This is a genomic window from Cryobacterium sp. TMB3-10 (assembly GCF_004402305.1).
Taxonomy (GTDB): Bacteria; Actinomycetota; Actinomycetes; order Actinomycetales; family Microbacteriaceae; genus Cryobacterium; species Cryobacterium zongtaii.
Genome location: NZ_SOGH01000012.1, coordinates 110,839 through 137,543 on the forward strand (window position 1 = coordinate 110,839; position 26,705 = coordinate 137,543).

The following is a 26,705-nucleotide window of genomic DNA, read 5'->3' on the forward strand; positions in this document are numbered from 1 at the left end:
CAAAATGCCCCTTCGGACCTGCCGAAGGGGCATTCTGGCGCAACTCATGGGGCTGTGTTAGACGTTCAGGCGCCAATCGTCGGCGTCGGCGCCGACCTCGTCAGACTCGAGGTCTTCGTCGTCGTCGCCTTCCTGCACCTCGATCGGCGTGGTGGGCGGGTCGATGACGGTGGCCTCGTCGCGGCGGTGACGCAGCACATCCTGAACGTACGAGGTGACGGCCTCGGCCAGCGGGATGTCCCGGTTCGCGTTCTGCGCCATATACCAGCGGTGGTCCAGCAGCTGGTGGAACACCTCGGCGGGCTCGAGCTTGCCCTTGAGCTCACGCGGGATGGCGCGCACGACGGGCTCGAAGACCCGCACCAGCCACTCGTGCGCCATCATCTCCTCGTCGGCATCGGGGTTGCCGTAGGCGACCCCGTAGGAGTCGAGGTCGTTGAGCAGGCGGCGGGCCTGGTTCTCCTCGGCGTCGAGGCCGGTCAGGCGCAGCAGCCGGCGCTGGTGGTGGCCGGCGTCGACGACCTTGGGCTGGATGCGCACAGTCGTGCCGTTCTCGTCGGTCTTGATCGCGAGTTCCTCGATGTCGAAACCGAGGTGGTTGAGGCGTTCCACGCGCTCGGTGATGCGCCAGCGCTCGCTGCTGGCGAAGGACTCGGATCCGGTGAGTTCCTTCCACAGCAGCCGGTAGGCCGCGACGATGCCGTTGCTCACGTTCACAGGGTCGAGCTCGTCGGCCACGCGGCCGCCGGCCTCGAGGTCCATCAGTTCGCCGGCGATGTTCACCCGAGCGATTTCGAGGTCGTTCTCGCGCTGCCCGTTCGACAGGCCGCCGGGGTAGAGCTGCCCGGTCTCGGCGTCGACGAGGTAGGCCGCGAACGCCCCGGCGTCCCGGCGGAAGAGGGTGTTGGACAGCGACACGTCACCCCAGAACAGGCCAACCATGTGCACGCGCACCAGCAGCAGGGCGAGGGCATCGACGAGGCGGGTGGCCGTATCCGGGCGCAGGGCCTGGGAGTACAGCGCCCGGTAGGGCAGCGAGAACTTGAGGTGCCGGGTCACCAGCACCGAGTTGAGCGGGTCACCGTCTTCGTCGGTGCGGTTGGTGATCACCGCGAGCGGTTCGACGCAGGGAATTTCCAGGCTCTGCAGGGTGCGGAGCATCTCGTACTCGCGCTTGGCCATCTCACTGGTGGTCTCCTTGATGGCCACGACACGGCCACTGAGGTGGGCGAAGCGCACCAGGTGCCGGGAGAGGCCCTTGGGCAGCGAGGCGATGTTCTCGTTCGGCCAGGCATCCAGCGGAACGTTCCAGGGGAGATCGAGCAGGGCCGGATCGGCCGTGGCGGAGGTGATGTTGAGAGAACCGCTCATGAGGAGCCTAACTATCGAAAAGGCCCGTCAGGGCCGCAAGCCGCCCCGGCCGGAATCGGCACGAAGACGAGGAAAAGGCGCCGGGGAACCCGGGCGCCGATATGACAAACTCGACCGCCGAAACTGCCGGCGGTCGAGTTTGTCGATCAGTGCTTAGTCGGTGACGGCGCCGCCGAGACGGAGACCGGACTCTGCGTTGAACACGTGCAGGTGGTTCGGCGTCGTGGTCAGGTAGACGGTGTCGCCGGCCGACGGGTGCGAACGGCCATCGACGCGGGCGACGATGTCGGTGCGCTTGCCCTCGACGGTGGAGTGGCCGTACAGGTAACCGTCGGCGCCGAGCTCCTCGACCAGGTCGACGTCAACGGCGAGGCCTTCGCCCATCGTGGTCGACAGCTGGATGTCCTCGGGGCGCACTCCGATGGTGACCTTGGGGCCGTTGGCTCCGGACAGCGTCTCGCGGGATACGGGGACCGTCGCGGTGCCGAACTTGATGCCGCCGTCGACGGCGTCGGCCAGGAACAGGTTCATGGCCGGGCTGCCGATGAAGCCGGCAACGAAGACGTTGTTCGGCTTGGCGTACAGGTCGCGCGGGGTGCCGACCTGCTGCAGGACGCCATCCTTGAGGACAGCGATGCGGTCACCCATGGTGAGCGCCTCGGTCTGGTCGTGGGTGACGTAGACGGTGGTGACGCCCAGGCGGCGCTGCAGCGACGCGATCTGGGTGCGGGTCTGCACGCGCAGCTTGGCGTCGAGGTTCGACAGCGGCTCGTCCATGAGGAACACCTGAGGCTGACGCACGATGGCGCGACCCATGGCAACACGCTGACGCTGGCCACCGGAGAGGGCCTTCGGCTTGCGGCTGAGGTAAGGCTCGAGGTCGAGCAGCTTGGCGGCTTCGAGAACGCGGGTGGCGCGCTCGTCCTTGTTGACGCCGGCGATCTTGAGCGCGAAGCCCATGTTCTCTGCGACGGTCATGTGCGGGTACAGGGCGTAGTTCTGGAAGACCATGGCGATGTCACGGTCCTTCGGGGGAACGTCGGTGACGTTGCGCTCGCCGATGAAGATGTCGCCGTCGTTGACCTCTTCGAGGCCGGCGAGCATGCGCAGCGAGGTGGACTTTCCACAGCCGGACGGGCCGACCAGGACGAGGAACTCGCCATCGGCGACCGACAGGTCGAGGTGATCGACCGCCGGGCGGGTGGAACCCGGGTACAGACGGGTGGCCTTGTCAAAGGTTACTGAAGCCATTATTTCGTTATTCTCCTTCACCGGCAGGTACGTGCCGGACGATCCGTTGTGATGGGATTTATGTCCGGCCGACGTAGCGCCAGCGCAAGACCTCTCTAGTATGGCATGCCCGGGATGGGTGACCGCTGAATTGACAGCTCACCGCGCGCCGGAGGGACTCGGTGAGCCCGCAGTGAGCCCGCTGTGAGCTGCCGGTTGGTTATTTCCCAGACTGGGGTCCTACTATTTGGAGTGCTACCGCGCACAACCGCGAGCGCACCCCCTCAACTCGGAGCGATCATCCATGACAACTGGCGGCCCAGGCGACCCCCGTCCCTCGAAGAATCAGCGACGCGACGCAGCGCGCACGAAGGCAGCACAGATTCGAGTCGAGCAGAAGAAGCGGGATCGCCGCAACCGGGTGTTCCTGCAGGGCGGTATCGCCCTGGCCGCCATCGCCGTCGTGACGGCCATCGTCCTGATCATCGTCAACTCCGTTCAGCCCGCCGGACCGGGCCCGCGCAACATGGCCAGTGACGGTCTCCTGGTCGGCGAGGGCCTGACCGCGGTGACCACCCCCGCGCTGCAGCCGGATGCCGAGCCGGTGCCGTCCACCCCGGACGCCACCGGGACCATCGCCGACATCCGCGTCTACGTCGACTACCTCTGCCCGTTCTGCGGCACCTTCGAGACCACCAACGCCGAGCAGATCTCTCAGTGGGTAGACTCCGGCGCCGCCACCGTCGAGATCCACCCGATCTCGATCCTGACCAGCAAGTCCGCCGGAACCCAGTACTCACTGCGTGCCGCGAACGCGGCCGCGTGCGTGGCGGATTCCGCGCCGGACGACTTCCTGGCGTTCAACTCGGCGCTCTTTGCGGCCCAGCCCGTCGAAGGCACCGCCGGTCTCAGTGACGACGAGATCAAGGCGATCGTGAAGAGCTCGGGTGTGTCGGAGAACATCACCGCAATCAACGAGTGCATCGACGAGACCACCTTCAAGTCCTGGGTTCTCGCCTCCACGGATCGGGCTCTGAGCGGACCGATCCCGAACTCGTCCTCCCTCGAAGCGATCACCGGAACCCCGACGGTGCTGGTGAACGGCAAGCAGTACGTCGGCGCCCTCGACGACGCCAAGGAGTTCGCGGCCTTCGTGCTGCAGGCCGCCAGCGAGGCGTACTCCACCGCGACGCCGACGCCCACTCCGACGCCGGCCGGGTAACCGGTCGTTTCCCGGGCCGGATGCCGCGCCGATGCACGATTGCGTCGGCATCCGGTCGCCGGGTGATTTAGGATGAATGCTCGAGGCAGTTCGATCGCCTCATGCCGGCCTGGCGCAATTGGTAGCGCACCACTCTTGTAAAGTGGGGGTTACGGGTTCAAGTCCCGTGGCCGGCCCCATCTTTTCGGCACTTCTCGACGGCACTGCCCGGGCTACGATGTCCGCGTGCCGGCCAGCCTCAGTGCCGGCGGAATCGAGGATTCCCATGTTCACCCTGCACATCGAACACTCCGTCGGGGACTACGACGCGTGGAAGCAGATGTTCGACTCTGATCCGCTCGGCCGCAAGACGGCCGGCGTCAGCAGCTTCCGGGTCATGCGCCCGGTCGACGACCGTTCGGCGGTCCGGATCGATCTTGACTTCGGCTCCCGCACCGATGCCGAGAAGATGAAGGTCGCGCTCGAGGAACTCTGGAAGGGTCCGGGGGCTGCTCTGATGCGCAATCCGCGCGCCCTGCTCACCGAGACCGTGGAGGACGTCGCCCTGTGACCGGATTCCGTCCGGACAGCGAGACCGTCGCCGACCCGACCCTGATCTCGGCAGCCGACGAGACGCACCTCGCCCGGGCCATCGACGTGGCTCGTCTGGCGGGCGCGAACGGGAATCACCCGTTCGGCGCCATCTTGGTGGCCCGTGACGGCACGATCATCGAGGGCCAGAACAGCGTGGTCACCGCGGGCGACCCGACCGGCCATGCCGAGACCAACCTCGTTCGCCTTGCCAGTGCCCGGCTCTCCAGGGACGACCTGCACGCGAGCACGCTCTATACGAGCACCGAACCGTGCGTGATGTGTTCCGGCGCCATCTACTGGGCCGGAATCGGCCGGGTCGCCTACGCGCTGCCCGAGCAGATGCTCGGCGAGATGGTGCCGGAACAAGGCGGCGAAGCGACGCTCGACCTGCCCTGCCGGGAGGTGTTCGCCCGCGGCGGCAACACCGTGATCGTCGCCGGCCCCGCCCTGATCGACGCAGCGGCCTCCGTGCACGCGGGATTCTGGGACGCCGCACCCTGATTGCGGGCAGGCCGGGTCAGACCGTCGACGGGCTGGCGGAGGGGAGCGCGCCGCTCAGCCGCCGGCCCGGCGGCTCGGGTAACCGGCCGGTGATCACGTGCGCGACGACCACCGCCACGATCACCAGCGGCATCACGGCATACGCGTCGCTGCTGAGCAACACCGTGGCCAGCAGCACACTGGTCAGCGGCAGGCGCAGCATCGACACGCACATGGCGCCGATGCCCACCCCCACCGCCGGCACCAGCGCCATGCCGGGCAGGTGCGAGGCCGCGATCCCCAAAGCGGCACCGACGAACATGGCCGGGAACACCGGACCGCCGCGGAACGCGCTCAGCGACAGGCCGTAGGCGAGCGCTTTGCACAGGATCAGCAGCCCGACGGCGCCGAGCGGCCAGGAGGCCCCGTCATTGATCAGCGACGGCAAGGCCGACTGGCCGGAGAAGAGCACTTCGCCGGTGTCCTCCCCGGTCACCTGCGCGAACAGCACGGCCAGGCCCGCGATCGCCAGGCCGAGCACCGGGGTCACCAGGAGCCGATGGGCGTGCACGTACGGGCGCACGATGCGGGCCAGGGCCCGGATGCCCCACGCCAACAGCGGGCAGGCGACCCCGATCCCCAGCGCCCAGAGGAACATGGCCGCGGTGGGGGTGGAAAACGACGGCAGGTCGGGGAGTGCGAGGGAGAACGTGCCCAGGCCGGTCCAGGAGTCCAGGCCCACGAAGACCAGGGAGCCGATGCCGGAGGCGAGCAGACCGGGCAGCAGGCCCACCCCCAGCATCGCGCCGGCCAGCCCGGATGCCTCCATCAAGAGGAAGGCGCCGAGCAGCGGCGAGCCGAGGAGGGTGCTCACCGCCGCGAAACTGCCCGCGGAGGCGACCACCGCCACGGCCGACGGCGGTGAGTCTTTCTTGATCAGCCGAATCGCCAGGGCGCCCAAACCGCCACCGAGCGCGATCAGCGGCGCCTCCGGACCGAGTACGGCGCCGAGAGCCAGGGTGGCCAGAGCAGCAAGCACCACTCCGGGCAGCTCCCGGGGTTGCGGGAAGCCGCCGGCCTTGAACCCTTCAGACGGCGGATGCCCGCTGGTGCCCGGCAGTCGCTGGATGCACAGACCCACCAACAGTCCTGACAGGGCCAACAGTGGAAACGGCCACCAGAGCGGAACGTCGGCGAAGCCCAGGACACCGGGCAGTTCGGTGAACAGGTACTCCTGTAGCCAGTCGACCAGCGCGAGGAAGCCGTAGGCGGCGATCGACACCGGCACCCCGATGAGCCCGGCCAGCAACAGGATGCGCAGGTAGCCGCGGGAGCGGATCACCGCCAGTGGGTCGGGCGATGGTTTCGCCGGCGCCGACGGGTCGGGGTGCGCGTCCATGTCGGGGTCCTCCTCGATAGGGTGCGGGCGTGCCGGCGTCCCAGTCCACGCTGGCCCGGACGAATCGACAACGCAAGGCCCCACGGACCCGGCCGGGGCGGGTTTGACCGGTCGCAGCATCCGGCCGCAAATGGGGGCTGGTCGGTCGAGCGCCCCGTTCACTAGGCTGACCGGCATGTATGCGCTGTTCTCCGCTGTGCTCCTGGTTCTCATCGTCGCCGCCCTCGCAGACATCATCACCCGGCAGGACGGCCAGGTGAAACACCTGCCCAAGGTCCTCTGGGTGCTGTTGGTGATCTTTCTCCCGGTGATCGGCAGCCTGCTCTGGTTCGCGATCGGCCGGGAGTATCCCGCCCCGGCCGCGCGGTCGAGCAGAAGCGCGCCGCGCAGCGGGCCCGCATCGGCCGGGGCATCCGCTGTGCTGCCCGCACGCCGGGTGTCGAGCACCGAGGAGGAACTGGCCGCTCTCGACCGCGAGATCGACTTCCACGCCGAACAGGCCCGCATCCGTCGTCTTGAGGCCGAGCTGGCCGAACGACGCCGGCTGGCGGAGGGGCGTGAGTCGTCGGTCTGACGCCGACCCGGCAACGGGCTACGCTTGGGTTTGTGGTTACAGACAACAAAACACCCCAGGATTCTGCTCGCTCCGAATTCGACAAGATGGTGGCGGGGGACTGGTACCGGTATCGCTCCGGTCCCGAACTCGCCGAGATGACGACGAGCACTCAACGCACCTGCCGGCAGATCACCGCGCTCTACGACGACGACGAGCCCGCGGCGCATGCGCTGTTCACTGAGCTGCTCGGCAGCGTGGGAGCGGGCGCGGACTTCCGGCCGCCGCTGTACCTGGACTACGGGTCCCGGCTGCACGTGGGCGCCAACACCTTCATCAATGCGGACTTCCTCGCTTTGGGCGGTGGCGAGATCACCATCGGCGCCAACGTGCTGGTCGGACCCAGCGCCCGCCTGTACACCCCGACTCACGCCGTGGACGTTGCGGAACGCCGCGCCGGCTTCGAGCGTGTCTCGCCGATCACCATCGAAGACGACGTCTGGCTGGGCGGCAACGTCGTGGTCTGCCCAGGCGTGACCATCGGCGCGGGCAGCATCATCGGCGCCGGCTCCGTCGTCACCAAGGACGTGCCGGCCGGGGTCATCGCCGCCGGCAACCCGGCCCGCGTGGTGCGCGAGATCGGGCCGGGCGACCGGGTCGGCCTGGGTGTGGCCTGACTTACGGCGCCGACCGGTAGCGTATGCGGGACCGCAGTACCCGTCGCGTCAGAGCCGCCCGAGGATATCCTGGCGCTTGGTTGCGTATTCGGCGTCGGACAACAGTCCCCTGGCATGCAACTGCTCCAGCTGCGCCAACCGGTCAGCGTGATCGCCCACCTGCCGACGGCGCGCCACGCGAATGGCCAAGAATACGATCGCGAGGGCGACCAGGACCATCGTGCTGAGCGCGCCCAGGATGATGAGCGCGTGCCAACCAGTCAGATTGCTGAGCATCAGTTCCCCCAATGCCGGACTTCCCGGCCGGTCGGGGGAAGTCTATCCGTGCCGGCCGGCCCCGGCCTGCTGACCTCGCAGGATCCCGCAGTGGGCGAGCGTACGCTGGAGCGATGACCCTCACGCCCCAGCACGCCCTGTCCACCGGATTCACCGCCCAGTCCACCGCGACCGAGGTGCTCGCGGGTGTCGACCTGAGCGGTAAGACGGCGATCGTCACCGGCGGCTACTCCGGCCTCGGCATCGAAACCGTCGCCGCTCTCGCCGCGGCCGGCGCCCAGGTGATCGTGCCGGCCCGGCGTCCGGAGGTGGCCCGGGCCGCCCTGGCTGCGCGCGGCCTGAACGCCGTGGAGGTCGAGGCCCTCGACCTGGCCGATCTGGTCAGCGTGCGCGCCTTCGCCGAACGATTCGTGGCCACCGGACGCAGCCTCGACATCCTGATCAACAACGCCGCCATCATGGCGTCCGCCGAGGCCAGGGTCGGGGACGGCTGGGAATCCCAGTTCGCCACCAACCACCTCGGCCACTACGTGCTCACCAACCTGCTCTGGCCCGCGCTTACGGCCGAGGGCGGCGCTCGGGTCGTTGCCCTCTCCTCGACGGGCCACAAGCTCAGCGGCATCCGCTTCGACGACCCCGACTTCAGCGCCGGCTACGACAAGTGGCAGGCGTACGGACAGGCGAAGACCGCCAACAGCCTCTTCGCGGTGCACCTGGATGCTCTCGGCGCCACCCGTGGCGTGCGCGCCTTCGCGGTGCACCCCGGCGGCATCATGACCGAGTTGCAGCGTCACCTGCCCCGGGAGGAGATGGTCGCCGCGGGTTGGATGACCGAGAATGGCACCGTCAATCCGCTGTTCAAATCACCGGAGCAGGGTGCCGCCACCTCCACCTGGGCGGCCACGTCGCCGATGCTCGACGGGATGGGCGGCGTTTACTGCGAAGACTGTGACATCGCCGAACCCACCGAGCCCGACAGCTCCACGGCCCGGATCAGCGGGGTCGAGTACCACGCTATCGATCCGGATGCGGCGGCCCGGCTCTGGGCGTTCTCGGCCGAGCTCACCGGAGTGAATGCCTTCGCCTGAACCCTGCACCGTACGGGGAACCGTTGCGGCTCCGGAACCCGAATCGTAGGTTGGAGACATGGCTCAGGACGGTTCTGGCAGTGCGGGTGCGGATGAGGCGGTCTGGCTGGCTCAGGGGATCCCTGCTCCAGCGCGGCGCGCGCTCGTGGCCGCCGGCATCCTGACCGTTGACGACCTGCGTGCGACGGACCTTGACGTCCTCGCCCGACTGCACGGGATGGGCCCGAAGGCGCTGGCGCGGCTGCGTCCGCTGCGCGAAGGCTGAGGTGCCCGGTGACCACGCAACTGGTCCCGCTGCGGACAAGTGCACCCGGTATGCCGGGTGCACTTGTCCGCACGGGTAACAGTCGCGGCCGCGGAGGCCGGCGCCGGACTAGTCGACGGGGGTGAAGTTGAGCGAGATCGAGTTCATGCAGTACCGGTCTCCGGTGGGGGTGCCGAAACCATCGTCGAACACGTGGCCCAGGTGCGAACCGCACGCTGCGCAGCGCACCTCGGTGCGCACCACGCCGAGCGACCGGTCTTCGATGAGCTCCACGGCCTCTGGCCGCACGGACTCGTAGAAGCTCGGCCAGCCGCAGCCGGAGTCGAACTTCGTGCCGCTCTTGAACAGCTCGGCATTGCAGGCGCCGCAGGTGTAGACGCCCGAACGACCCTCGTCGAGGAGCTCACCGGTCCAGGCGCGTTCGGTGGCCGCCCCGCGCAACACGGCGTACTGCTCGGCGGTGAGCTCCGCCTTCCATTCGGCGTCAGACTTGGTGACCTCGTAGTCCATGGTGCGTCCTTTCGATCCAGTCTCGGCAGAGAACTGCCTCCAGCGTAAACTCGGCCGGGGTCCCCGGCATTCCCGCATGCGGCGCACCCGGTGATTCCCCAGCCGATTCCCACCCTCGACGCTAGCGGGTCCGTGTTGCGCGACAGGCGGGACCGGTCAGCGAAAACCCAGTCCGTGCCAAATAAGATGACGCGTATGGCGACCAGCGGGCACGACGAGAGCACGCGGGGCGCCGAGGGCTCCGTCGGGCTCAGCCCTCGTGACGAAAACCTGCTCGCGTTCGAGCGGCGACTGTGGTCACACCCCGGTGCCAAGGAACAGGCCATTCGCTCCGAATTCGGTCTGTCGGCCGCCCGGTACTATCAATTGTTGGGTGCCCTGCTCGACTCCCCGCTTGCCCTCGCCCACGATCCCATGCTGGTCAACCGACTGCAACGGATGCGTGACGCACGGTCGCAGGCGCGGTCGGCCCGAGCCATCCGCCCCATCGAGTAGGGAACCTCCTACCGTGTGTTCAGCCAAACGAGGATCGAACCAGACAGACGATGCCCACTTCGTACCCGAAAGACCGCTTCGATGACCTCCCGCACAAGCTCGACCGCGTGGGGGCGCACCGCGCACCAGCCAAGAAGGGGCGTCGCTGGGTAGCCGTCTGGTGGGCCCTCGCCGCGACCGCCCTCCTCATCGGGGTCGGCGCGATCGGTCTGACGGTCCTGAACAACCGGCTGAATATCACCATTCCCGGCATCGAGGCCGAGACCACGACCGCGGAGCCCACGCCGGAGCCGGTGCCCACCGCCGAGCCGACCACTGACCCCAGTGCGAGTGTCACGGTGCTCAACGGGACTCCGACGAGCGGGGTGGCCCGGTCGGTTGGCGACCTGCTCACGACCGGCGGCTGGACCGTCGGCAGCACCAGCGACGCAGACACCGAGGACGTCGTCACGACGACCGTCTACTACGCGGACGCGGCCCTGGAGGGCGCTGCACGCGGTGTGGCGGCTCTGCTGCCCGGTTCCGAGGTCCTGCTGGCGGATGACTTCGCGGGCTCGGATGCCACCCTCACCGTCGTCGTGGGCAGCGACTACGCGATGCCCGCCGGCTGACCCGGCCCGACGACTCCCCGTCCTACTGGGGTTGCCCTTCCCAGTCAACCCCCTATTGAGTTTCACTCCCGTCACTAGTGTCTGCAGTGGTCGCTCATTTTCTCGGCTGAGCGCTCTCTACCCGAGAGTGCTCGTTTCGAGACGGTGGACGCAGCTTCTGCGCCAGGCCCGGTAGCACCAACGGGTGAGTGCCGAAACACAACACTGCAACAGGGGAGTTTCACATGGCGAACGGAACCGTCAAATGGTTCAACGCTGAAAAGGGTTTCGGCTTCATCACCGTCGATGGAGGTGGGCAGGACGTCTTCGTTCACTACTCCGCCATAGACATGCACGGCTACAAGGTTCTCGAGGAAGGCCAGCACGTCATCTTCGAACTCGGTACCGGAGCCAAGGGTCCGCAGGCCGAGTCGGTTCGCCCGGCCTAACCGCCCGGCGTCGAACGCAGCCAGCCTCAACCAGCTGAGAACACCACGCACGTGCTCGACCATTGATCATTGGATGATCGGTCGACCACCGAGTGTCAGTCACGCCACCACCGTGACCCCGGGCAGACATACCGGGCGGGCTAGGGTGTGTGGCGTGACTGCGTTTCGGATGTTCCCTGCTGCTCCCCGTCGAATCCGATCCGGACGGCGGACGCCTGGCGGCGCGGCCCTGATCGGCGCGGGCCTGTGCTTGGGGCTGGGCCTGGGACTGAGCTTGGGGCTGGTCGGCTGCTCTGCGCCGGTGCCCGAAGCGACGGCGTCGGCGGACCCGACACCGCAACCGGGCATCATGCCGCTGCGCGGCACACCGGTGGACCCGTCCCGTGCCGAGCATCCGTCCCTGGCCGTGAAGATCGACAACCACCCGGCCGCGAGGCCGCAGCTCGGTCTCGAGCGCGCCGACCTGGTCTTTGAAGAGCTGGTCGAGGGCGGCATCACCCGCTACGTCGCCCTCTGGCACTCCGACGTGCCGGATGCTGTCGGCCCGGTACGTTCCATCCGTCCGATGGACCCGGAGATCCTGAGCTCGTTCGGCGGCATCGTGGCGTATTCCGGCGGCCAGCCGCAGTTCGTGGCCGCGATGAGGGCCTCTCCGCTGCTGAACGTGGTCTTCGACGACGACGCCGGAGGCCTGTTCGTCCGGTCCGACGACCGGGATTCACCGCACGATGTGGTGCTCGCCGCGGACGAGACCGTCACCCTGCACTCCGACCTCGCGCCGCCGCCCGGCCAGTTCGACTACGCCGACAGCGCCGCGGAGGCCACAGCGTCCCTCGCCGGCGATCGGACCACCACCATCGTCACCCGGTTCTCCGAATCCGGCGGGAGGGCCTGGGCCTGGGACCCGGCGGCCACCGGGTACCTGCGCAGCCAGGACGGCGCTGCCGACCTGGACAGTACCGGTGCCCAGCTCAACGCCACCAACGTCGTGGTGCTGCGGGTGGAGGTCGATCGCGGCAGCGACGTGCCCCGCACCATCTTGACCGGGTCGGGCACGGCGTGGGTGTCGACCGGCGGTTCGACGATGCCCGCCACCTGGTTCAAGGATGCCGCGGCCGCGCCGATCCGGCTGGCCGACGCTGTCGGGGCCACGATCGAGCTCGCACCGGGCAACACCTGGATCGAACTGGTACCCACCGACGACGGCAGCGTGGAACTGGTGCCGTAGGTCGACCGGAACCCGGCACCGGCCCCCGCCGTTCACTTGCACTCTCGACCCCAGAGTGCCAGAATCGGTTTAGCACTCTGCTGTTCGGAGTGCTAACCCATCATCGTTTTGGTAACGTCCGGGAGGGACGAGAAACACATATGGCAAAGATCATTGCTTTCAATGAAGAGGCCCGTCGCGGCCTTGAGCGCGGCCTCAACATCCTCGCTGACACGGTCAAGGTGACCCTCGGCCCGCGCGGACGCAACGTCGTGCTGGAGAAGAAGTGGGGCGCCCCCACGATCACCAACGACGGCGTGTCCATCGCCAAGGAGATCGAGCTCGACGACCCGTACGAGAAGATCGGTGCGGAGCTCGTCAAGGAGGTCGCCAAGAAGACTGACGACGTCGCCGGCGACGGTACGACCACCGCCACCGTCCTCGCTCAGGCCCTGGTTCGCGAAGGCCTGCGCAACGTCGCAGCCGGCGCCGACCCGATCAGCCTCAAGCGTGGCATCGAGAAGGCGACCGCTGCGGTCATCGCCGAGCTCATCGCCAGCGCCAAGGAGATCGAGACCAAGGAAGAGATCGCGGCCACGGCCTCCATCTCTGCCGGTGACGCCGAAATCGGCGCGATCATTGCCGAGGCCATCGACAAGGTCGGCAAGGAAGGTGTTGTCACCGTCGAGGAGTCGAACACCTTCGGCACCGAGCTGGAGCTCACCGAGGGCATGCGCTTCGACAAGGGCTTCCTGTCGGCGTACTTCGTCACTGACCCCGACCGTCAGGAAGCGGTCTTCGAAGACCCGTACATCCTGATCGTCAACTCCAAGGTCTCCAACATCAAGGACCTGCTGCCGATCGTCGACAAGGTCATCCAGAGCGGCAAGCAGCTGCTCATCATTGCCGAGGACGTCGACGGTGAGGCCCTGGCCACGCTCGTCGTGAACAAGATCCGTGGCATCTTCAAGTCGGTTGCCGTCAAGGCCCCCGGATTCGGCGACCGCCGCAAGGCGCAGCTGCAGGACATTGCCATCCTCACCGGTGGCCAGGTCATCTCCGAGGAGGTCGGCCTCAAGCTCGAGAACGTCACCCTCGACCTGCTCGGTAACGCCCGCAAGGTCGTCATCACCAAGGACGAGACCACCATCGTCGAGGGTGCCGGCGACGCCGAGGCCATCGCCGGTCGTGTTCAGCAGATCCGCAACGAGATCGAGAACACCGACTCGGACTACGACCGTGAGAAGCTGCAGGAGCGCCTGGCGAAGCTCGCCGGTGGCGTTGCCGTCATCAAGGCCGGCGCCGCGACGGAGGTTGAGCTCAAGGAGCGCAAGCACCGCATCGAGGACGCCGTTCGTAACGCGAAGGCAGCCGTCGAAGAGGGCATCGTCGCCGGTGGTGGCGTTGCGCTGATCCAGGCCGGCAAGACCGCATTCGAGGGCAAGGCAATTCTTGACCTCGTCGGCGACGAGGCAACCGGCGCGAACATCGTGCGTGTTGCCATCGACGCTCCGCTCAAGCAGATCGCGCTCAACGCCGGCATGGAGCCGGGCGTTGTCGCCGACAAGGTACGCAACCTGCCCGTCGGATTCGGCCTCAACGCCGCAACCGGTGAGTACGTCGACATGATCGCTGCCGGCATCAATGACCCGGTGAAGGTCACCCGCTCCGCGCTGCTGAACGCATCGTCGATCGCCGGACTCTTCCTCACCACCGAGGCCGTTGTCGCCGACAAGCCCGAGAAGAACTCGGCTCCGGCCGGCGACCCCTCTGGTGGCATGGACTTCTAAGTCCCGCAGCCCCTGCACTAACGCACCACCTCAGGCTGGGCGTCTCCTTCGGGAGGCGCCCAGCCTTTGTTGTATCCGGTGTCGGGCTACCGGGCGAACAGCCGGGCGTTGGCCTGCTCCACCTCGGCGTACTGCTGGCCGGCTTGCCCGAGCGCCTGATTGAGCGCATCCGCGCTCTGCTCGACGTGCAGCTGCGTGGTGCGCCACGCCGCGACGGCCCCCTGGAACTGGGCCGACGCCTGCCCTGTCCAGGAACCCTCCAGCCCGGTGAGTTGACCGAGTAGCGCCGCCACCTCGGCCTGGATGCGGGCCATGGTGGCGCGTGCCGCGCCGGTGGTGGTGATCAATGCATCGCTGTCGACCTGGAACTGGGTCATCAAGAGGCTCCGTCCGCTCGTGTAGGCGTCGGGGTGACGCCCGCGGGCGACGCTACGGCGTGCGGGAAGCCGCCGAAGGGCCCGAGGCGGCCCTGAGGACAACCGGCCGCCCCACCGGGCTGGGGAGGAGCGGGGCCCCGCCGCCGGCGCCGGTCAGTCCAGGGTCGGCGACGTGAGCGCCTGCGGGGCGGCGGGCGACTCGGCCAGCGGGAACCAGACCCGGAAGGTGGCTCCGCCGCCCGGGGTCTCGACGACCTCGATCGACCCGTTGTGGCTGGCCACGATGGACGCCACGATCGCCAGGCCGAGTCCGCTGCCGCCGGTTTCCCTGGCGCGGGAGGTGTCGGCCCGCCAGAAGCGCTGGAAGATCTTGTCGCGGATCTGTGGCGGGATGCCCTCGCCGTGGTCGATGATCGAGATGGAGGCCCGCTGGTTGCGGCGGTCGACGGAGACCTCGAGTTCCACCGGGCTGTCGGCCGGGCTGAACCGGAGAGCGTTGCCCATCAGATTGGTGATGACCTGGCGCACCTTGTTCTCTTCGGCCATGATCACCGCGTCCAGCTCAGGTGGGGCCTCCACAACCTCGGGGGTCTCGGCGGCGGGAGTAGCCGCATCCGTGCGCCTGGGCCTGCGCGTGCGGAGGCGGGCGAGGGTGGCGCCGGCGAACGAGATGGTGCCGGTGCCGGACGTTTCGCCCTTCGTGGCCGCACCCTTGGTCGCGGCGGCTTTGGCTGCCGCGGGCTTGGCCGGTGTCCCCTCGGCGGCAGGGGTCGGCGAAGGCGTCAGCGGGGCTGGTGCGACCTCGCCGGTGGAGTGCGCCAAATCGATGGACGACGCCGGGGCTTCCGCGTCGAACTCGGTGGGATGGCTGGTCAGTACCGTGACCTGACGACCGGGGGAGGAGGCCATCGCGTCCAGCGCGGCGTCGTGGGCGAGGGGCAGCAGGTCCACTCGGGTGAGGACGAGGGGTTTGGTCTCATCCAGCCTGGCGAGCTCGAGCAGGTCCTCGACGAGACCGCCCATGCGGATCGCCTCCTTCTCGATCCGCTCCATGGCCTGGGCCACGTCTTCGGGGGTCTGCAGTGCGCCCATCCGGTAGAGCTCGGCGTAGCCGCGTACCGAGACCAGTGGGGTGCGCAGCTCGTGGCTGGCGTCACCGACGAAGCGGCGCATCTGGTCGATCGTGCGGGCCCGGTCCTTGAAGGCCCGGTCGATGCGGCTGAGCATGGTGTTGAGGGACCGATTGAGCCGGCCGACCTCGGTATTGGGGGTGGCCCCGCCCAGCCGTTGGCTGAAGTCGCCGTCGGCGATGGCCGCCGCCGTACGCTCGGCCTCGCGCAGCGGCGCGAAGGTCGTGGTGACGAGCAGCCGGGTGAGCATGGCGCCCACCAGCACCACGCCCACCCCGAAGCCGAGGAAGATGCTGAGGTACGTGTTGACGGTGTTCTGCGCTGATTGCAGGGACACAGCCATCAGCAGGGTGCCGTAGGTGCCGGTGGAGTTGATCACGAACGGCACCGCCACCGCGTGGAACTCGGTGGAGCCTTCCGCGTCAGAGAGCTTCTGCACGGCGCCGTTCATGGCGATCACGCTGGGCAGGTCCAACGCCATGGTCACCGCGGGCAGGCTGGAGCGCGGGCGGTCCCGCCAGGTGCGGTCCTTCAGAACACCGTTCTGGTCATAGATCGCGACAAAGTAGTCGGAGTCCACCCCGGCGGCGCTGCCGTTGGCCATCGAGTTGCGATAGTCCATCAGGGTGGTCTGCGCCTCGGTCTGCAGGCTGGCATCCACCTGCTGCACGACGTAGTTGCGCAGGATGACCATGGTGCCCACCCCGGAGACGAGCAGGCCGAGGGTCAGCATCAGCACGGTCACACCGGTGATCTTGGAGCGGAGCGAAATCCGGCTCCAACGGTCCATCAGGGCCACATGCATGGTTCCAGTCTAAGGAGGGGAAACTGGGTCTATGCCTTGGCGGCCTTGAGCATGTAGCCGAAGCCGCGCTTGGTCTGGATCAGCGGCTCGCTGGAGTGCATGTCCACCTTGCGGCGCAGGTAGGAGATGTAGGACTCCACGATGCCCGCATCGCCGTTGAAGTCGTACTCCCAGACGTGGTCGAGAATCTGCGCCTTGGAGAGTACCCGGTTCGGGTTGAGCATCAGGTAGCGCAGCAGCTTGAACTCGGTGGGGCTGAGCTCGATGGGCTGGTCGCCGACGAGGACTTCGTGGGTGTCCTGGTCCATGGTGAGCTCGCCGGCACGGATGACCGCGTCTTCGTCGGCGTGCATGGTGCGGCGCAGGATGGCCTTGATCCGTGCCACTATCTCGTCGAGGCTGAACGGCTTGGTGACGTAGTCGTCGCCACCGACGGTGAGGCCGGTGATCTTGTCTTCGGTGTCGTCCTTGGCTGTGAGGAAGAGGATCGGCGCGGTGTAACCGGCCGAACGGAGGCGTTTGGTGACGCCGAAGCCGTTCATGTCGGGCAGCATCACGTCGAGGATGATCAGATCGGGCTCTTCCTCAAGCACGGCGGAAATCGCCTGGGCACCGTTTCCCACGGCGCGCACGGCGAACCCGGCGAAGCGGAGGCTGGTGGTGAGAAGATCCCGGATATTGGGTTCGTCGTCAACGATAAGGATGCGGGGGCCGTCAGTCATGCCCCTAGTATCTGCGCGTTAGCTGGTGCTTTCCTGTGAGTGGGCGGTATGTGTGCGGATGATCCGGTGACAGCGCTTTCGGCAGGTCGAGGTCGTCTTCCGCGGCGCGTCAGGGTGGACCAGCGCCGACTGGCGGATGAGAGCATAGCCTGGGAAGACCTGCTCGATCCGTCACCGGGCGCCGCCTGAACGCACACCCGTCGCCGTCGCACCGCGGCCCAACACCACAAGGAGTCAGATGGTCAGCTCGACCGACCCGACCGGGGTCATCCGGCCCCGGCTGGACGTGCCCCGGCGCCGCATCAACGGGCGTGACTTCGACTTCGCGCGTGAGGTGGCGGTAATGGCGGTGATCAACCGCACGCCGGACTCCTTCTATGATCAGGGCGCCACTTTCGCGCTCGATCAGGCCGTGGCGGCGGCACATCGGGCCATCGACGACGGCGCCGACTGGGTCGACATCGGCGGGGCCAAGTTCGCCCCGGGTCCGGCCGTTCCGGTCGCGGAGGAGATCGACCGGGTGGTACCCGTCGTCGCCGCCCTACGGGGCACCGGCGTCGTGATCTCCGTCGACACCTTCGACCCCGACGTGGCCAAGGCCAGCATCAACGCCGGCGCGCACGTGATCAACGACACCACCGGTGTGCACGACCCGCGGATGGCCGAGGTCGTCGCGGACAGCGACGCCACTCTGGTGATCACGCACAGCCTGGCCCGGCCCCGCACGCCGTACCCGGCGCCGCAGTACACCGACGTCGCCGCCGAGGTGTCCGGCTTCCTGCAGGCCAGGGTGCAGCGCGCCCTCGACCACGGGATGCCGGCCGACCGGCTGGTGATCGATCCCGGGCACGACCTGAACAAGAACACCCGGCACTCCCTCGAGCTGACCCGCCGGTTGGCGGAGATCACCACGCTCGGCCTGCCCACGCTGGTGGCGGTCTCGAACAAGGACTTCATCGGAGAGACCCTCGACCGGGGCCGCGACCAGCGAGTGGAGGGCACCCTCGCCGCCGTCGTCTACTGCATCATGCAGGGCGCCCGCATCGTGCGGGTGCACAACGTGGCGGCCGCGGTGGACGCCGTGCGGATGACCGAAGCTATTCTCGGCTGGCGCGAACCGGCGTACCTGCGCCACAACCTCACCTGATGAGCGCCATCGATCCCGGCGACGTGCTGGCCCGCTACACGGTGCACGACAGGTCCGCCCCGCACCTGCGGGTGAACTTCATCAGCAGCCTGGACGGCGCCGCCACCCACGACGGCCTGAGCGGCGGGCTCGGCGACGACGCCGACAAGTTGGTTTTCGACACCGTGCGGATGCTCACCGACGTGATCCTCGTCGGTGCGGGCACCGTGCGCGCCGAGGGCTACGGGGGCATCCGGTTCACCGACGAGGCGGTGGCCTGGCGAGTTGCCCACGCGCTACCGGAGCACCCGCCGGTGGCGTTGGTGTCCGGCCGTCTCGACCTGGACCCGGCGCACCCGGTGTTCACCGCCGCCGCCACCCGGCCGATCGTGATCACCCACGCCCAGGCCCCCGCCCAACGCCGGGCGGCGCTCGCCGCGGTGGCCGACGTGTGGGTCTGCGGGGAGGCATCCGTCGACCATGCGTTGATGGTGCGCGCGCTCACCGCGCGGGGCTACCCGCAGGTGCTCTGCGAGGGCGGCCCGAGCCTGTTCGGCTCACTCCTGGCCGCGGATGCCGTGGACGAGCTCTGCCTCACCCTGGCCCCGCTGCTGGAGTCCGGCCGGGCAGCGCGCATCGCCGGCGCGCCGGACGCATCGCCGCGCCGGATGCGCCTGGCCCACGCCCTCCCGGCCGGCGACACCCTGCTGCTGCGCTACCTTCGCGCCCGCGAACTGTGAGCTGAGCCCCTAAAACTTGGCGATTCTGGGGCTTTTCTCTCAGTTCGCGGCCACGGTGGGACGGGCGAGGGAGTGCGCGTCGAGGATCGTGTACGAGTAGCCCTGCTCGGCCAGGAAACGTTGGCGGTTCTGGGCGAAGTCCTGATCGACGGTGTCGCGGGCGACGAGGGTGTAGAAGCTGGCGGTGAGGCCGGACTCCTTCGGGCGCAGCAGCCGGCCGAGGCGTTGGGCCTCCTCCTGCCGGGACCCGTAGGATCCGGATACCTGGATGGCGACGGAGGCCTCGGGCAGGTCGATCGAGAAGTTAGCCACCTTCGACACCACGAGCAGGTTCTCCTCTCCCACCCTGAACGCCTGGTACAGCCGTTCGCGTTCATCCACCGGCGTGGCCCCGGTGAGCTTGGGCGCCTGCAGGGCCTCGGCGAGCTCGTCGATCTGGTCGAGGTACTGGCCGATCACGAGGATGCGTTCGCCGGGGTGCATCGCCACCAGCTCCTTGACGATGTCCAGCTTCGCCGGCGCGGTGGCGGCCATCCGGTAGCGCTCGTCGTCGGGCGCAGCGGCGTAACGGAGCCGCTCGCTGTGGGGCAGGTCGATGCGTACCTCGAAGCAGGCGGCGGGGGAGATGAAGCCCTGGGCCTCGATCTCCTTCCACGGGGCGTCGAACCGCTTGGGCCCGATCAGGCTGAAGACGTCGCCCTCGCGGCCGTCCTCGCGCACCAGGGTGGCGGTCAGGCCGAGCCGGCGCCGGGCCTGCAACTCGGCGGTGAGCTTGAACACCGGGGCGGGCAGCAGGTGTACCTCGTCGTAGATCACCAGGCCCCAGTCCATGGCGTCGAGCAGCTCGAGGTGCGCGTACTCGCCCTTCCGCTTGGCGGTGAGGATTTGGTAGGTCGCGATGGTGACGGGCTTGACCTCCTTGACCTGGCCGGAGTATTCGCCGATCTCCTCCGCCGTGAGGGTGGTGCGCTTCTGCAACTCGTCGCGCCACTGCCGGGCAGAGACCGTGTTGGTGACCAGGATCAGGGTGTTGGTCTTGGCGGTGGCCATCGCGCCGGCGCCCACGAGGGTCTTGCCCGCGCCGCAGGGCAGCACCACGACGCCGGAGCCGGCCTCGAAGAAGTTCGCCACGGCCTTGTGCTGGTAGTCACGCAGCGCCCAACCGTCTTCCAGCAGCGCGATGTCGTGCGGGGTGCCCGGGGTATAGCCGGCGAGGTCCTCGGCGGGCCAGCCGAGCTTCACCAGCTCCTGCTTGAGCTGCCCGCGCGCCCACGGCGCCACCAGGAACGAGTCCGGGGTGGGCTGGCCGATCAGCAGCGGGGCGATGCGCCGCGCACCGGCCACCTCGGTGAGCACCGGCGCGTCGAGACTGCGCAGCACCAGCTGGCCCTCGGGGTCCCGGTCGATGACCAGGCGGCCGTAGCGGCCCACGGTCTCTTCGAGGTCGACCGTGACGGTCTGCGGAATCGCGAACTTGGAGTATTTCTCGAGCGTGGCCAGCATGTTGGCCGCGTCATGCCCGGCGGCGCGGGCGTTCCAGAGGCCGAGCCGGGTGATGCGGTAGGTGTGGATGTGTTCCGGCGCGCGTTCCAGTTCGGCGAACACGGCCAGGTCGTGCCGGGCATCCTCGGCCAGAGGGTGCGCGACTTCGAGCAGAACCGTGCGGTCACTTTGGACGATCAGCGGGCCATCGGACATAAGCAACAATGCTACGCCCGTGGGCTGTGACCGTACCTACCCGCGTACGGGGGTGCGCCCGACCGGCCCCGCCGCCGGGTCAGGGAGCGGGGACGATGCTGACGACGCTGGAGAGCGGCAGTGTGCGCTCGATATCGGCCCGACGGTCCCGGGCGCGGAACCGGCCGCCGCCGACGCTGGCCGGTTCGAGGAGGTAGTCCACCACATCGCCGCCGGGCATCTGCACGCTCACCAGCACCGTCTGCCGGTGCTTGATGGCGGAATCCAATTGCCGGGCCAGCCAGGCGTGCGCGGCCTTCGCCTCGCCGCCGTCGGTGGCGCGCAACTCCTCGACGAGCGCGACCGTGGGGTCCGGTATCTCCACCCGGCTCGAACGGAGGACGGGGTGCCGGCGCGGATGCACCACCTCACCTGCCGCGTTCTCGGCGGCGACGGGGTAGCGGGCGTCGGTGAGCGCCCAGAACACAGTGCCGGCGGGATGGGGGCTGGTGAGGCGGCTGGGGGAGACCGTTGTCAGCGCGAGCGCCGTGAACGTCTGGTCGACGGCGATGGCGCCGAGCACCGCGGTGTCCTCGGACGCGATGTAGCTGGGCCCGGCCGGGTCCTCCGGGTCGATGCGGCCCACCCGCACCGTCCCATACCGGCTGGCGGCGTCACGGATGAGGTAGTCCACCGGCTGCGGGACACCGGTGAGCGAGATCGTGGCCAGGAAGTGCAGGATGGAGTCTGCGTCGTCGCCGGTCGCGAGGGCGCGGTTGACCGACGCACCGCTCAACCGGTAGCTGGACGCCAGCTCGCGGCTCTCGACATCCGCGAAGGTGCGCAACCGGGCGTCGATCGAGGCTGACAACGGGCCGGGGGCCACGATCGAGAGATCGTGCTGCAGGTAGACGGTACCCACCTCGGCGGGCAGCGACGCGGTGATGGCGGCGATGGCGGCGTCGATGTCGCCGCGGAGCACTGAGGCGCCGGCCGGGCTGGTGGACTGGCGAGCGGTGATGCCGATCAGCTCGCCCTCGTGAGCGAAGTCGGCGATGCGGTCATCCATCCAGGTGCCGCCGGCCGGGTACAGCCAGTCCACAAAACGGTGCAGGGCATCGCCCCAGGCCACGCCGGGCCGCTCGGCGACGATCTGGCGGACGTCGGCGGGCAGGGCAGCCAGCCAAGATGCGGCCAGCACGCCCCAACGGGCCGGTGCGTTCTCGAGCAGCCAGGCCACTCCCTCGGCGGACTCCGACCAGTAACCGGAGCCCAGGGTGACCAGTTCGGCGCGGGCGGCGATGCCCACAAGTGGGGCAACGGCGTCCAGGTCGACCCGCATGGCGACGGAAAGACGTTTGGTGTCCGGCAGGCCGAGGCCGCCCCGACTGAGTTCGCGGGCCGGCTCCTGGCTGAGTTCGGTGAGGAGTTCGGCGATCGAGGAGACGGCGGTGAAGGCACGCTCGGCGGCCAGTCGCTCAGTGAAACGGCTGTCGGTGGCCGAGAGCGGGGCCAGTGGGGTGGGGGCGGGCACCCCGGCCAGCTCGGCGGCGCTGGGCAGACCTTCCTCCGGCCAGGACCGAAGGCGTTCGGCGACGGCTGCATACGGCCGCACGGTGTCGCCTGTGCGCACCAGGAGCAACAGCTCGTCGAGGCGGTCGACGCGAGCGGAGATGTCGTCGGCGTTCAGGGTGTCGTGCCCGAGGTCGGCCAGTCGTTCGACAAGTTCGGCCATCGGGGCGGCGCCCAGTTCGCCGGCCACGGCCAGAACGGCGAGGGTGCTGCGGTCCAGGTGCGCGAGCGTCGACTGGATCGCTGCGGGCTCGAGGAGCGCTTCGGCGAGGTCGAAGAAGTCGTGGATGCCGTGCGGGGGAATCGATCGGAGCACGATAGTGCGGCGCAGTGCTGCGTCGTTCAGTGCGCGGAGGCGTGAGGCGAGCGTCAGCATGTCGGTTACTCCAGTTTCTGTCGAGCCTCGCGAGCACGGCGGACTCCGCTGACGACCATCAGGGCGATGATCAACAGGAAGCCGAGGGGAAGACCGAAGAGGGGCAGAGTGAGCACGGCGGGCCAGACGCCCTTGCTGAATCCGTCGTTGTCGCCGGCCCCGGCCGCGGTGCCGAGAATCACGGCGAGGAAGGCCAGGATGGACAGCCCGACCACACCCGCAACCATGTAGGCCAGGATCTTCTCGAGCCGGCCGGGGTCGTGGGGAGTTTGAGTGGTCACAGACCTAAGGATACGGGGCATAGTCAGCTACAACGGAATATGCTGAGTGAAGCGGCGCGTATTCTGCGCGCCTCAAAATCACAGCGAGGTTCAGATGCCCACCGGCAAAGTCAAGTTCTACGACGAGGAGAAGGGCTTTGGCTTCATCACGTCCGATGAAGGCCACGAGGTCTTCCTGCACGCTTCCGCAGTGCCCGCCGGAGTGACGGTGAAGGCCGGGATGAAGCTCGAGTTCGGCATCGCCGACGGCAAGCGCGGCGCTCAGGCGCTGTCCGTGCGCGTGATCGAGGCTCCGCCGAGCCTGGCCAAGCTCAGCCGCAAGCCGGCTGACGACATGGCCATCATCGTCGAGGACCTGGTGAAGTTGCTCGACGGTATCGGCTCGAGCCTCCGCCGCGGTCGGTACCCCGACTCCGCGCACAGCAAGAAGATCGCGGCCGTGCTGCGCAAGGTCGCCGAGGAACTGGATGCTTAATCCTTTCGACCCCACCCCGCCCCAGGCCCCGCCGGTCGTTCCGACCGACACCCCGGCGGCTGAGGCTCCCGTCGACGAACCCACGGCCGACGAGACCACTGTCGTCGACGACGGCCGGGCGGGTGCGACGGGGGACGGTCCCGCCGAGGACGCCGACGACGTTGCCGACGACGAGGTCTTCGAGGCCGATGAGGTGCTCGTGGCCGCCGTCGACCAGGCCAGGTCCGCTCTCGAACTGATCACCCCGGCCGACACGATCGGTGAACCGCTCGGTTACATCGTCGAGGGTGAGCACGTGCTGTCGCTGCTCTTCGACTGCCTGATGACCGGTTACCCGGGCTGGCGCTGGACGGTCAGCCTGTCCCGCGTCGACGGCGACTCCGAGCCGCAGGTGCTGGAAACCGAACTCATGCCTGGCGACGATGCCCTGCTCGCTCCGGAATGGGTGCCGTGGAGCGACCGGCTCGCTGACTCCAAGGTCGCCGAGGAGCTGGCTGCCGCCGGGTTCGCCGAGTCCGACGACGACGACAGCGACGACAGCGACGACGATGACGACAGCGACGACGACGATCATGATGATGACGACGACGACAGTGACGACGACGACGACAGTGACGACGACGACGACAGTGACGACGACGACGAGAGCGCAGAGTCCGACGACGCCGTCGACAACGGCGTCGACGTTCTCGACGGGATCGACGTGGACGAGGCGCTAGCGGCGTCTGAACAGCACGAAGCCGAGTCCGCAGAGGCCGAGGCCCAGACCGATGACGGCGCACCACAGCCACCAGCCCAGGCCGGCGTCGTTCAGTTCAGCTCGGAAGACGACGGCCAGCACGAGCAGCACTAGCCAGCCGACCGAACCCGCTGCCACCGCTTTCCGCGCATTAGCGCGGGCGGGCAGCGGGTCGGGCCGCCGTTCGCTGTCTCTGAGCCAGAAACGCATGGGCGACTAACCCAGGTTGGCCACTACGTATTCGATCGACGAGACGAGCTTGCGCACGTCCGCCGGGTCGATGGCCGTGAAGGTGGCGACACGCAACTGGTTGCGACCGAGCTTGCGGTACGGCTCGGTGTCGACGATGCCGTTGGCACGCAGGATTTTGGCAATGGCCGCGGCATCGATCGCGTCGTCGAAGTCGATCGTGGCGACGACCTGTGAGCGGTGGCTCGGGTCGGTCACGAACGGCGTCGCGTAGTCCACGGTCGCGGCCCAGTCGTAGAGCACCGAGGAGGACTCCGCGGTGCGCGCCGACGCCCAGGCCAAGCCGCCGTTGCCGTTGATCCAGTCGAGCTGGTTCTCCATCAGCAGCAGGGTCGACACGGCGGGCGTGTTGAGCGTCTGCTTGAGACGGGAGTTGTCGATGGCGTTCTTGAGGCTGAGGAATTCGGGGATGTACCGCCCGCTGGCGGCGATGCGTTCGACGCGCTCAATGGCCGCGGGGGAAAACAGAGCCAGCCAGATGCCGCCGTCAGAGGCGAGGTTCTTCTGCGGAGCGAAGTAGTAGACATCGGCCTGGTCGGCCTCGAAGTCGATGCCGGCGGCGGCGCTGGTGGCGTCGATGACGGTCAGGGCACCAGCGTCTCCGTGCACCCGGGTGACCGGGGCCATCACGCCGGTAGACGTTTCGTTCTGCGGCCAGGCGTACACGTCGATGCCCTCGGTGGGTACGGCGGTGGCGCGCGAGCCGGGGGCGGCCTTGATGACATCGGGAGCCGTGAGGAACGGCGCGGCGGCGGCGGCGGCGAACTTGCCACCGAACTCACCGAAAACGAGGTTCTGGGCGCGGGTCTCGATGAGCGAGAACGCGGCAGCGTCCCAGAACGCGGTCGAGCCGCCGTTGCCCATGACGAGCTCGTAGCCCTCCGGGGCGCGGAACAGGTCGGTGAGGCCGGTGCGGACGCGCCCGACCAGGTTCTTCACCGGTGCCTGGCGGTGGGAGGTACCCAGGATGCTCGCGCCGGCGCCGGACAGGTAGTCCAGCTGCTCCTGACGGATCTTGGACGGGCCGCAGCCAAAACGTCCATCGGCGGGCAGCAATTCTGTGGGGATCTGTAGGTCCGGCATAACAGGATTCTAGTTGCCCGCCTCGCACGGGTAGTGTTGTGGCGTTGCACATATGGCCGAGCGGGAGGCTGCGGATGACTGACCTTATCGACACGACCGAAATGTATCTCCGCACCATCCTCGACCTCGAGGAGGAGAACATCGTTCCCCTCCGGGCCCGCATCTCCGAGCGGTTGGGTCACTCCGGACCGACGGTGTCCCAGACCGTCGCCCGGATGGAGCGCGATGGTCTCGTCGTCGTCTCCGGCGACCGGCACCTCGAGCTCACTCTCACCGGCCGCACCAAGGCCGTGCATGTGATGCGCAAGCACCGCCTCGCGGAACGCCTGCTCAGCGACGTCATCGGTCTCGAGTGGGAGTTCGTCCACGACGAAGCCTGCCGCTGGGAACACGTGATGAGCGAACAGGTCGAGCGCAAGATCCTCGAAATTCTCGGTCACCCCACCGAATCCCCGTATGGAAACCCGATTCCCGGCCTCGACGAACTGGGCGACTCCCCGGCCGTGGCATTCATGGCGGGCGTCACCAACCTGCTCGACGTCGTCGCGGCGTCGGAGGCCCCCGTGACTGCCGTCATCCGTCGGCTGGGGGAGCCCGTGCAGTTCGACCCGGTTCTCCTCGCTCAGCTCAAGCAGTCCGGTGTTCTGCCGGGCAACACCGGTGTGTTCTCCGCCGTGGGCTCCTACGTACTGGTGCAGGTGGAGGGCTTCGGCGCTGGCCTGGAACTACCCAACGAGGTCGCCGGTCACATCTTCGTGACCACCCCCGTCACCGGCTCCTAGCCGGACCGGATTTCCGGCGAAATTCACCGTCCTGTTACCAATTCGTTAGAAATCGTCCATTTTGGGTGACAAATCGGATTCGGTCACGTAGCCTCGACCTGCCCACAGATCAGAGACCGATCGTCGGGCCCGCGCAAGACGTCTCTACCCTTCCCGTCGCTTGCTGCGGAAATTCACGCGTTCACTCGCACCTGGACGGGGCAACTTCCTAGTGTTGTCGAGGCGCCGGAGGTCCGAATTGACTCTGTTAAGAAGAAGACTGTCCAGCCGCGGTCGACGTGCCACTGCTGTGGCCATACGCCCCGCTCCGGCCGATCCGATGCGCGCGACACAATCCGAGGTGGGGCCGCGCATCGTCATGAGGCCGGGGGAGCCCGTCAGGCGATCCAGACTCCG

At 68.1% G+C, this 26,705-nt stretch carries 29 protein-coding genes, 1 tRNA gene and 1 pseudogene; 18 read left to right on the plus strand and 13 right to left on the minus strand.

The window, feature by feature from the left end:
• Positions 1-57: 57 nt before the first annotated feature.
• The gene (locus tag E3T22_RS05255; protein ID WP_088457050.1) at positions 58-1,371 is read right to left on the minus strand and encodes a DUF4032 domain-containing protein; all 1,314 of its coding nucleotides are present in this window, start codon (positions 1,369-1,371) and stop codon (positions 58-60) included.
• Positions 1,372-1,524: 153 nt separating this feature from the next.
• The gene (locus E3T22_RS05260; protein WP_088457049.1) at positions 1,525-2,622 is read right to left on the minus strand and encodes an ABC transporter ATP-binding protein; all 1,098 of its coding nucleotides are present in this window, start codon (positions 2,620-2,622) and stop codon (positions 1,525-1,527) included.
• A gap of 283 nt (positions 2,623-2,905) precedes the next feature.
• Here E3T22_RS05260 and E3T22_RS05265 point away from each other — a divergent pair, with 283 nt between their 5' ends.
• The 4 genes from E3T22_RS05265 to E3T22_RS05280 all read left to right on the plus strand — a co-directional run bounded on the left by E3T22_RS05265 (position 2,906) and on the right by E3T22_RS05280 (position 4,897).
• Positions 2,906-3,823, plus strand: a complete 918-nt coding sequence (locus E3T22_RS05265) for a thioredoxin domain-containing protein (protein WP_088457048.1) — start codon at positions 2,906-2,908, stop codon at positions 3,821-3,823.
• 103 nt (positions 3,824-3,926) lie between these two features.
• Positions 3,927-4,002 (plus strand) — tRNA-Thr (locus tag E3T22_RS05270).
• Positions 4,003-4,088: 86 nt separating this feature from the next.
• Positions 4,089-4,373 (plus strand): hypothetical protein, encoded by a 285-nt coding sequence (locus E3T22_RS05275; RefSeq protein ID WP_103459229.1) that lies wholly within the window; start codon positions 4,089-4,091, stop codon positions 4,371-4,373.
• A complete protein-coding gene (locus E3T22_RS05280; RefSeq protein ID WP_241983599.1) occupies positions 4,370-4,897 on the plus strand; it encodes a nucleoside deaminase in 528 nt (175 codons plus the stop codon). The genes E3T22_RS05275 and E3T22_RS05280 overlap by 4 nt, the downstream gene beginning before the upstream one ends.
• Positions 4,898-4,913: 16 nt before the next feature.
• On the opposite strand, the gene E3T22_RS05285 is transcribed toward E3T22_RS05280, so the two are convergent.
• Complete coding sequence (locus E3T22_RS05285) at positions 4,914-6,275, minus strand: chloride channel protein (RefSeq protein ID WP_134479889.1); 1,362 nt, start codon at positions 6,273-6,275, stop codon at positions 4,914-4,916.
• Positions 6,276-6,450: 175 nt separating this feature from the next.
• Between E3T22_RS05285 and E3T22_RS05290 the strand changes: the two genes are divergently transcribed.
• On the plus strand, positions 6,451-6,849 hold the full coding sequence (locus tag E3T22_RS05290; RefSeq protein ID WP_134408120.1) for a PLD nuclease N-terminal domain-containing protein: 399 nt from the start codon (positions 6,451-6,453) through the stop codon (positions 6,847-6,849).
• Positions 6,850-6,881: 32 nt separating this feature from the next.
• Complete coding sequence (locus tag E3T22_RS05295; protein ID WP_241983600.1) at positions 6,882-7,505, plus strand: sugar O-acetyltransferase; 624 nt, start codon at positions 6,882-6,884, stop codon at positions 7,503-7,505.
• Positions 7,506-7,553: 48 nt separating this feature from the next.
• On the opposite strand, the gene E3T22_RS05300 is transcribed toward E3T22_RS05295, so the two are convergent.
• Positions 7,554-7,781, minus strand: a complete 228-nt coding sequence (locus E3T22_RS05300; protein ID WP_134408121.1) for an SHOCT domain-containing protein — start codon at positions 7,779-7,781, stop codon at positions 7,554-7,556.
• A gap of 113 nt (positions 7,782-7,894) precedes the next feature.
• Between E3T22_RS05300 and E3T22_RS05305 the strand changes: the two genes are divergently transcribed.
• Positions 7,895-8,869: an SDR family NAD(P)-dependent oxidoreductase gene (locus tag E3T22_RS05305; RefSeq protein ID WP_134408122.1), complete on the plus strand. Its 975-nt coding sequence runs from the start codon at positions 7,895-7,897 to the stop codon at positions 8,867-8,869.
• A 58-nt stretch (positions 8,870-8,927) separates the two neighbouring features.
• A complete protein-coding gene (locus tag E3T22_RS05310) occupies positions 8,928-9,134 on the plus strand; it encodes a helix-hairpin-helix domain-containing protein (RefSeq protein ID WP_088457041.1) in 207 nt (68 codons plus the stop codon).
• Between the two features lie 108 nt (positions 9,135-9,242).
• Here the strand turns inward: E3T22_RS05310 and msrB are convergent, their stop codons facing one another.
• Positions 9,243-9,644 (minus strand): peptide-methionine (R)-S-oxide reductase MsrB, encoded by a 402-nt coding sequence (msrB, locus tag E3T22_RS05315; protein ID WP_088457040.1) that lies wholly within the window; start codon positions 9,642-9,644, stop codon positions 9,243-9,245.
• A gap of 195 nt (positions 9,645-9,839) precedes the next feature.
• Between msrB and E3T22_RS05320 the strand changes: the two genes are divergently transcribed.
• From E3T22_RS05320 to groL, 5 genes are all read left to right on the plus strand, one after another.
• Positions 9,840-10,139, plus strand: a complete 300-nt coding sequence (locus E3T22_RS05320; protein ID WP_198415021.1) for a DUF3263 domain-containing protein — start codon at positions 9,840-9,842, stop codon at positions 10,137-10,139.
• A 50-nt stretch (positions 10,140-10,189) separates the two neighbouring features.
• Complete coding sequence (locus tag E3T22_RS05325; protein ID WP_134408123.1) at positions 10,190-10,750, plus strand: LytR C-terminal domain-containing protein; 561 nt, start codon at positions 10,190-10,192, stop codon at positions 10,748-10,750.
• A 224-nt stretch (positions 10,751-10,974) separates the two neighbouring features.
• Positions 10,975-11,178, plus strand: coding sequence for a cold-shock protein (locus tag E3T22_RS05330; protein ID WP_088457037.1), 204 nt, complete (start codon positions 10,975-10,977; stop codon positions 11,176-11,178).
• 154 nt (positions 11,179-11,332) lie between these two features.
• The gene (locus E3T22_RS05335; RefSeq protein ID WP_166788781.1) at positions 11,333-12,406 is read left to right on the plus strand and encodes a DUF3048 domain-containing protein; all 1,074 of its coding nucleotides are present in this window, start codon (positions 11,333-11,335) and stop codon (positions 12,404-12,406) included.
• A gap of 140 nt (positions 12,407-12,546) precedes the next feature.
• Entirely contained in the window at positions 12,547-14,175 is a 1,629-nt protein-coding gene (gene groL, locus E3T22_RS05340; RefSeq protein ID WP_088457035.1) for a chaperonin GroEL, read from the plus strand.
• Positions 14,176-14,261: 86 nt separating this feature from the next.
• Here the strand turns inward: groL and E3T22_RS05345 are convergent, their stop codons facing one another.
• The 3 genes from E3T22_RS05345 to E3T22_RS05355 form a co-directional block, all read right to left on the minus strand.
• A complete protein-coding gene (locus E3T22_RS05345) occupies positions 14,262-14,552 on the minus strand; it encodes a WXG100 family type VII secretion target (RefSeq protein WP_088457034.1) in 291 nt (96 codons plus the stop codon).
• 153 nt (positions 14,553-14,705) lie between these two features.
• Positions 14,706-16,487 carry a cell wall metabolism sensor histidine kinase WalK gene (locus E3T22_RS05350; RefSeq protein WP_088457033.1) on the minus strand — a complete coding sequence of 594 codons (1,782 nt, stop codon included), beginning with the start codon at positions 16,485-16,487 and terminating at the stop codon, positions 14,706-14,708.
• A 29-nt stretch (positions 16,488-16,516) separates the two neighbouring features.
• A complete protein-coding gene (locus E3T22_RS05355) occupies positions 16,517-17,209 on the minus strand; it encodes a response regulator transcription factor (protein ID WP_066597326.1) in 693 nt (230 codons plus the stop codon).
• Positions 17,210-17,447: 238 nt separating this feature from the next.
• Here E3T22_RS05355 and folP point away from each other — a divergent pair, with 238 nt between their 5' ends.
• Together folP and E3T22_RS05365 are read left to right on the plus strand one after the other, a co-directional pair.
• On the plus strand, positions 17,448-18,356 hold the full coding sequence (gene folP / locus E3T22_RS05360) for a dihydropteroate synthase (protein WP_134479887.1): 909 nt from the start codon (positions 17,448-17,450) through the stop codon (positions 18,354-18,356).
• Positions 18,356-19,075 carry a pyrimidine reductase family protein gene (locus E3T22_RS05365; RefSeq protein WP_088457031.1) on the plus strand — a complete coding sequence of 240 codons (720 nt, stop codon included), beginning with the start codon at positions 18,356-18,358 and terminating at the stop codon, positions 19,073-19,075. The genes folP and E3T22_RS05365 overlap by 1 nt, the downstream gene beginning before the upstream one ends.
• A gap of 39 nt (positions 19,076-19,114) precedes the next feature.
• On the opposite strand, the gene E3T22_RS05370 is transcribed toward E3T22_RS05365, so the two are convergent.
• From E3T22_RS05370 to E3T22_RS05380, 3 genes are all read right to left on the minus strand, one after another.
• Positions 19,115-20,773 carry a DNA repair helicase XPB gene (locus tag E3T22_RS05370; protein WP_088457030.1) on the minus strand — a complete coding sequence of 553 codons (1,659 nt, stop codon included), beginning with the start codon at positions 20,771-20,773 and terminating at the stop codon, positions 19,115-19,117.
• Between the two features lie 79 nt (positions 20,774-20,852).
• Entirely contained in the window at positions 20,853-22,700 is a 1,848-nt protein-coding gene (locus E3T22_RS05375; protein ID WP_134479885.1) for a helicase-associated domain-containing protein, read from the minus strand.
• Positions 22,701-22,705: 5 nt separating this feature from the next.
• Entirely contained in the window at positions 22,706-22,981 is a 276-nt protein-coding gene (locus E3T22_RS05380) for a hypothetical protein (RefSeq protein ID WP_088457028.1), read from the minus strand.
• A gap of 94 nt (positions 22,982-23,075) precedes the next feature.
• Here E3T22_RS05380 and E3T22_RS05385 point away from each other — a divergent pair, with 94 nt between their 5' ends.
• Together E3T22_RS05385 and E3T22_RS05390 are read left to right on the plus strand one after the other, a co-directional pair.
• Positions 23,076-23,456, plus strand: a complete 381-nt coding sequence (locus E3T22_RS05385) for a cold-shock protein (protein WP_088457027.1) — start codon at positions 23,076-23,078, stop codon at positions 23,454-23,456.
• Positions 23,449-24,309 carry a DUF3027 domain-containing protein gene (locus tag E3T22_RS05390; protein WP_134479883.1) on the plus strand — a complete coding sequence of 287 codons (861 nt, stop codon included), beginning with the start codon at positions 23,449-23,451 and terminating at the stop codon, positions 24,307-24,309. Before E3T22_RS05385 ends, E3T22_RS05390 begins: the two co-directional genes overlap by 8 nt.
• Here E3T22_RS05390 and E3T22_RS19340 read toward each other — a convergent pair.
• Together E3T22_RS19340 and serC are read right to left on the minus strand one after the other, a co-directional pair.
• Positions 24,235-24,405, minus strand: a pseudogene (locus E3T22_RS19340) (DUF2530 domain-containing protein); the annotation flags it as partial. The gene E3T22_RS05390 and the pseudogene E3T22_RS19340 sit on opposite strands and share 75 nt — an antisense overlap.
• Before the next feature lie 6 nt (positions 24,406-24,411).
• Positions 24,412-25,527 (minus strand): phosphoserine transaminase, encoded by a 1,116-nt coding sequence (gene serC, locus E3T22_RS05395; RefSeq protein WP_088457025.1) that lies wholly within the window; start codon positions 25,525-25,527, stop codon positions 24,412-24,414.
• 74 nt (positions 25,528-25,601) lie between these two features.
• On the opposite strand from serC, the gene E3T22_RS05400 reads away from it, so the two are divergent.
• A complete protein-coding gene (locus E3T22_RS05400) occupies positions 25,602-26,309 on the plus strand; it encodes a metal-dependent transcriptional regulator (RefSeq protein WP_088457024.1) in 708 nt (235 codons plus the stop codon).
• Positions 26,310-26,705 lie beyond the last annotated feature (396 nt).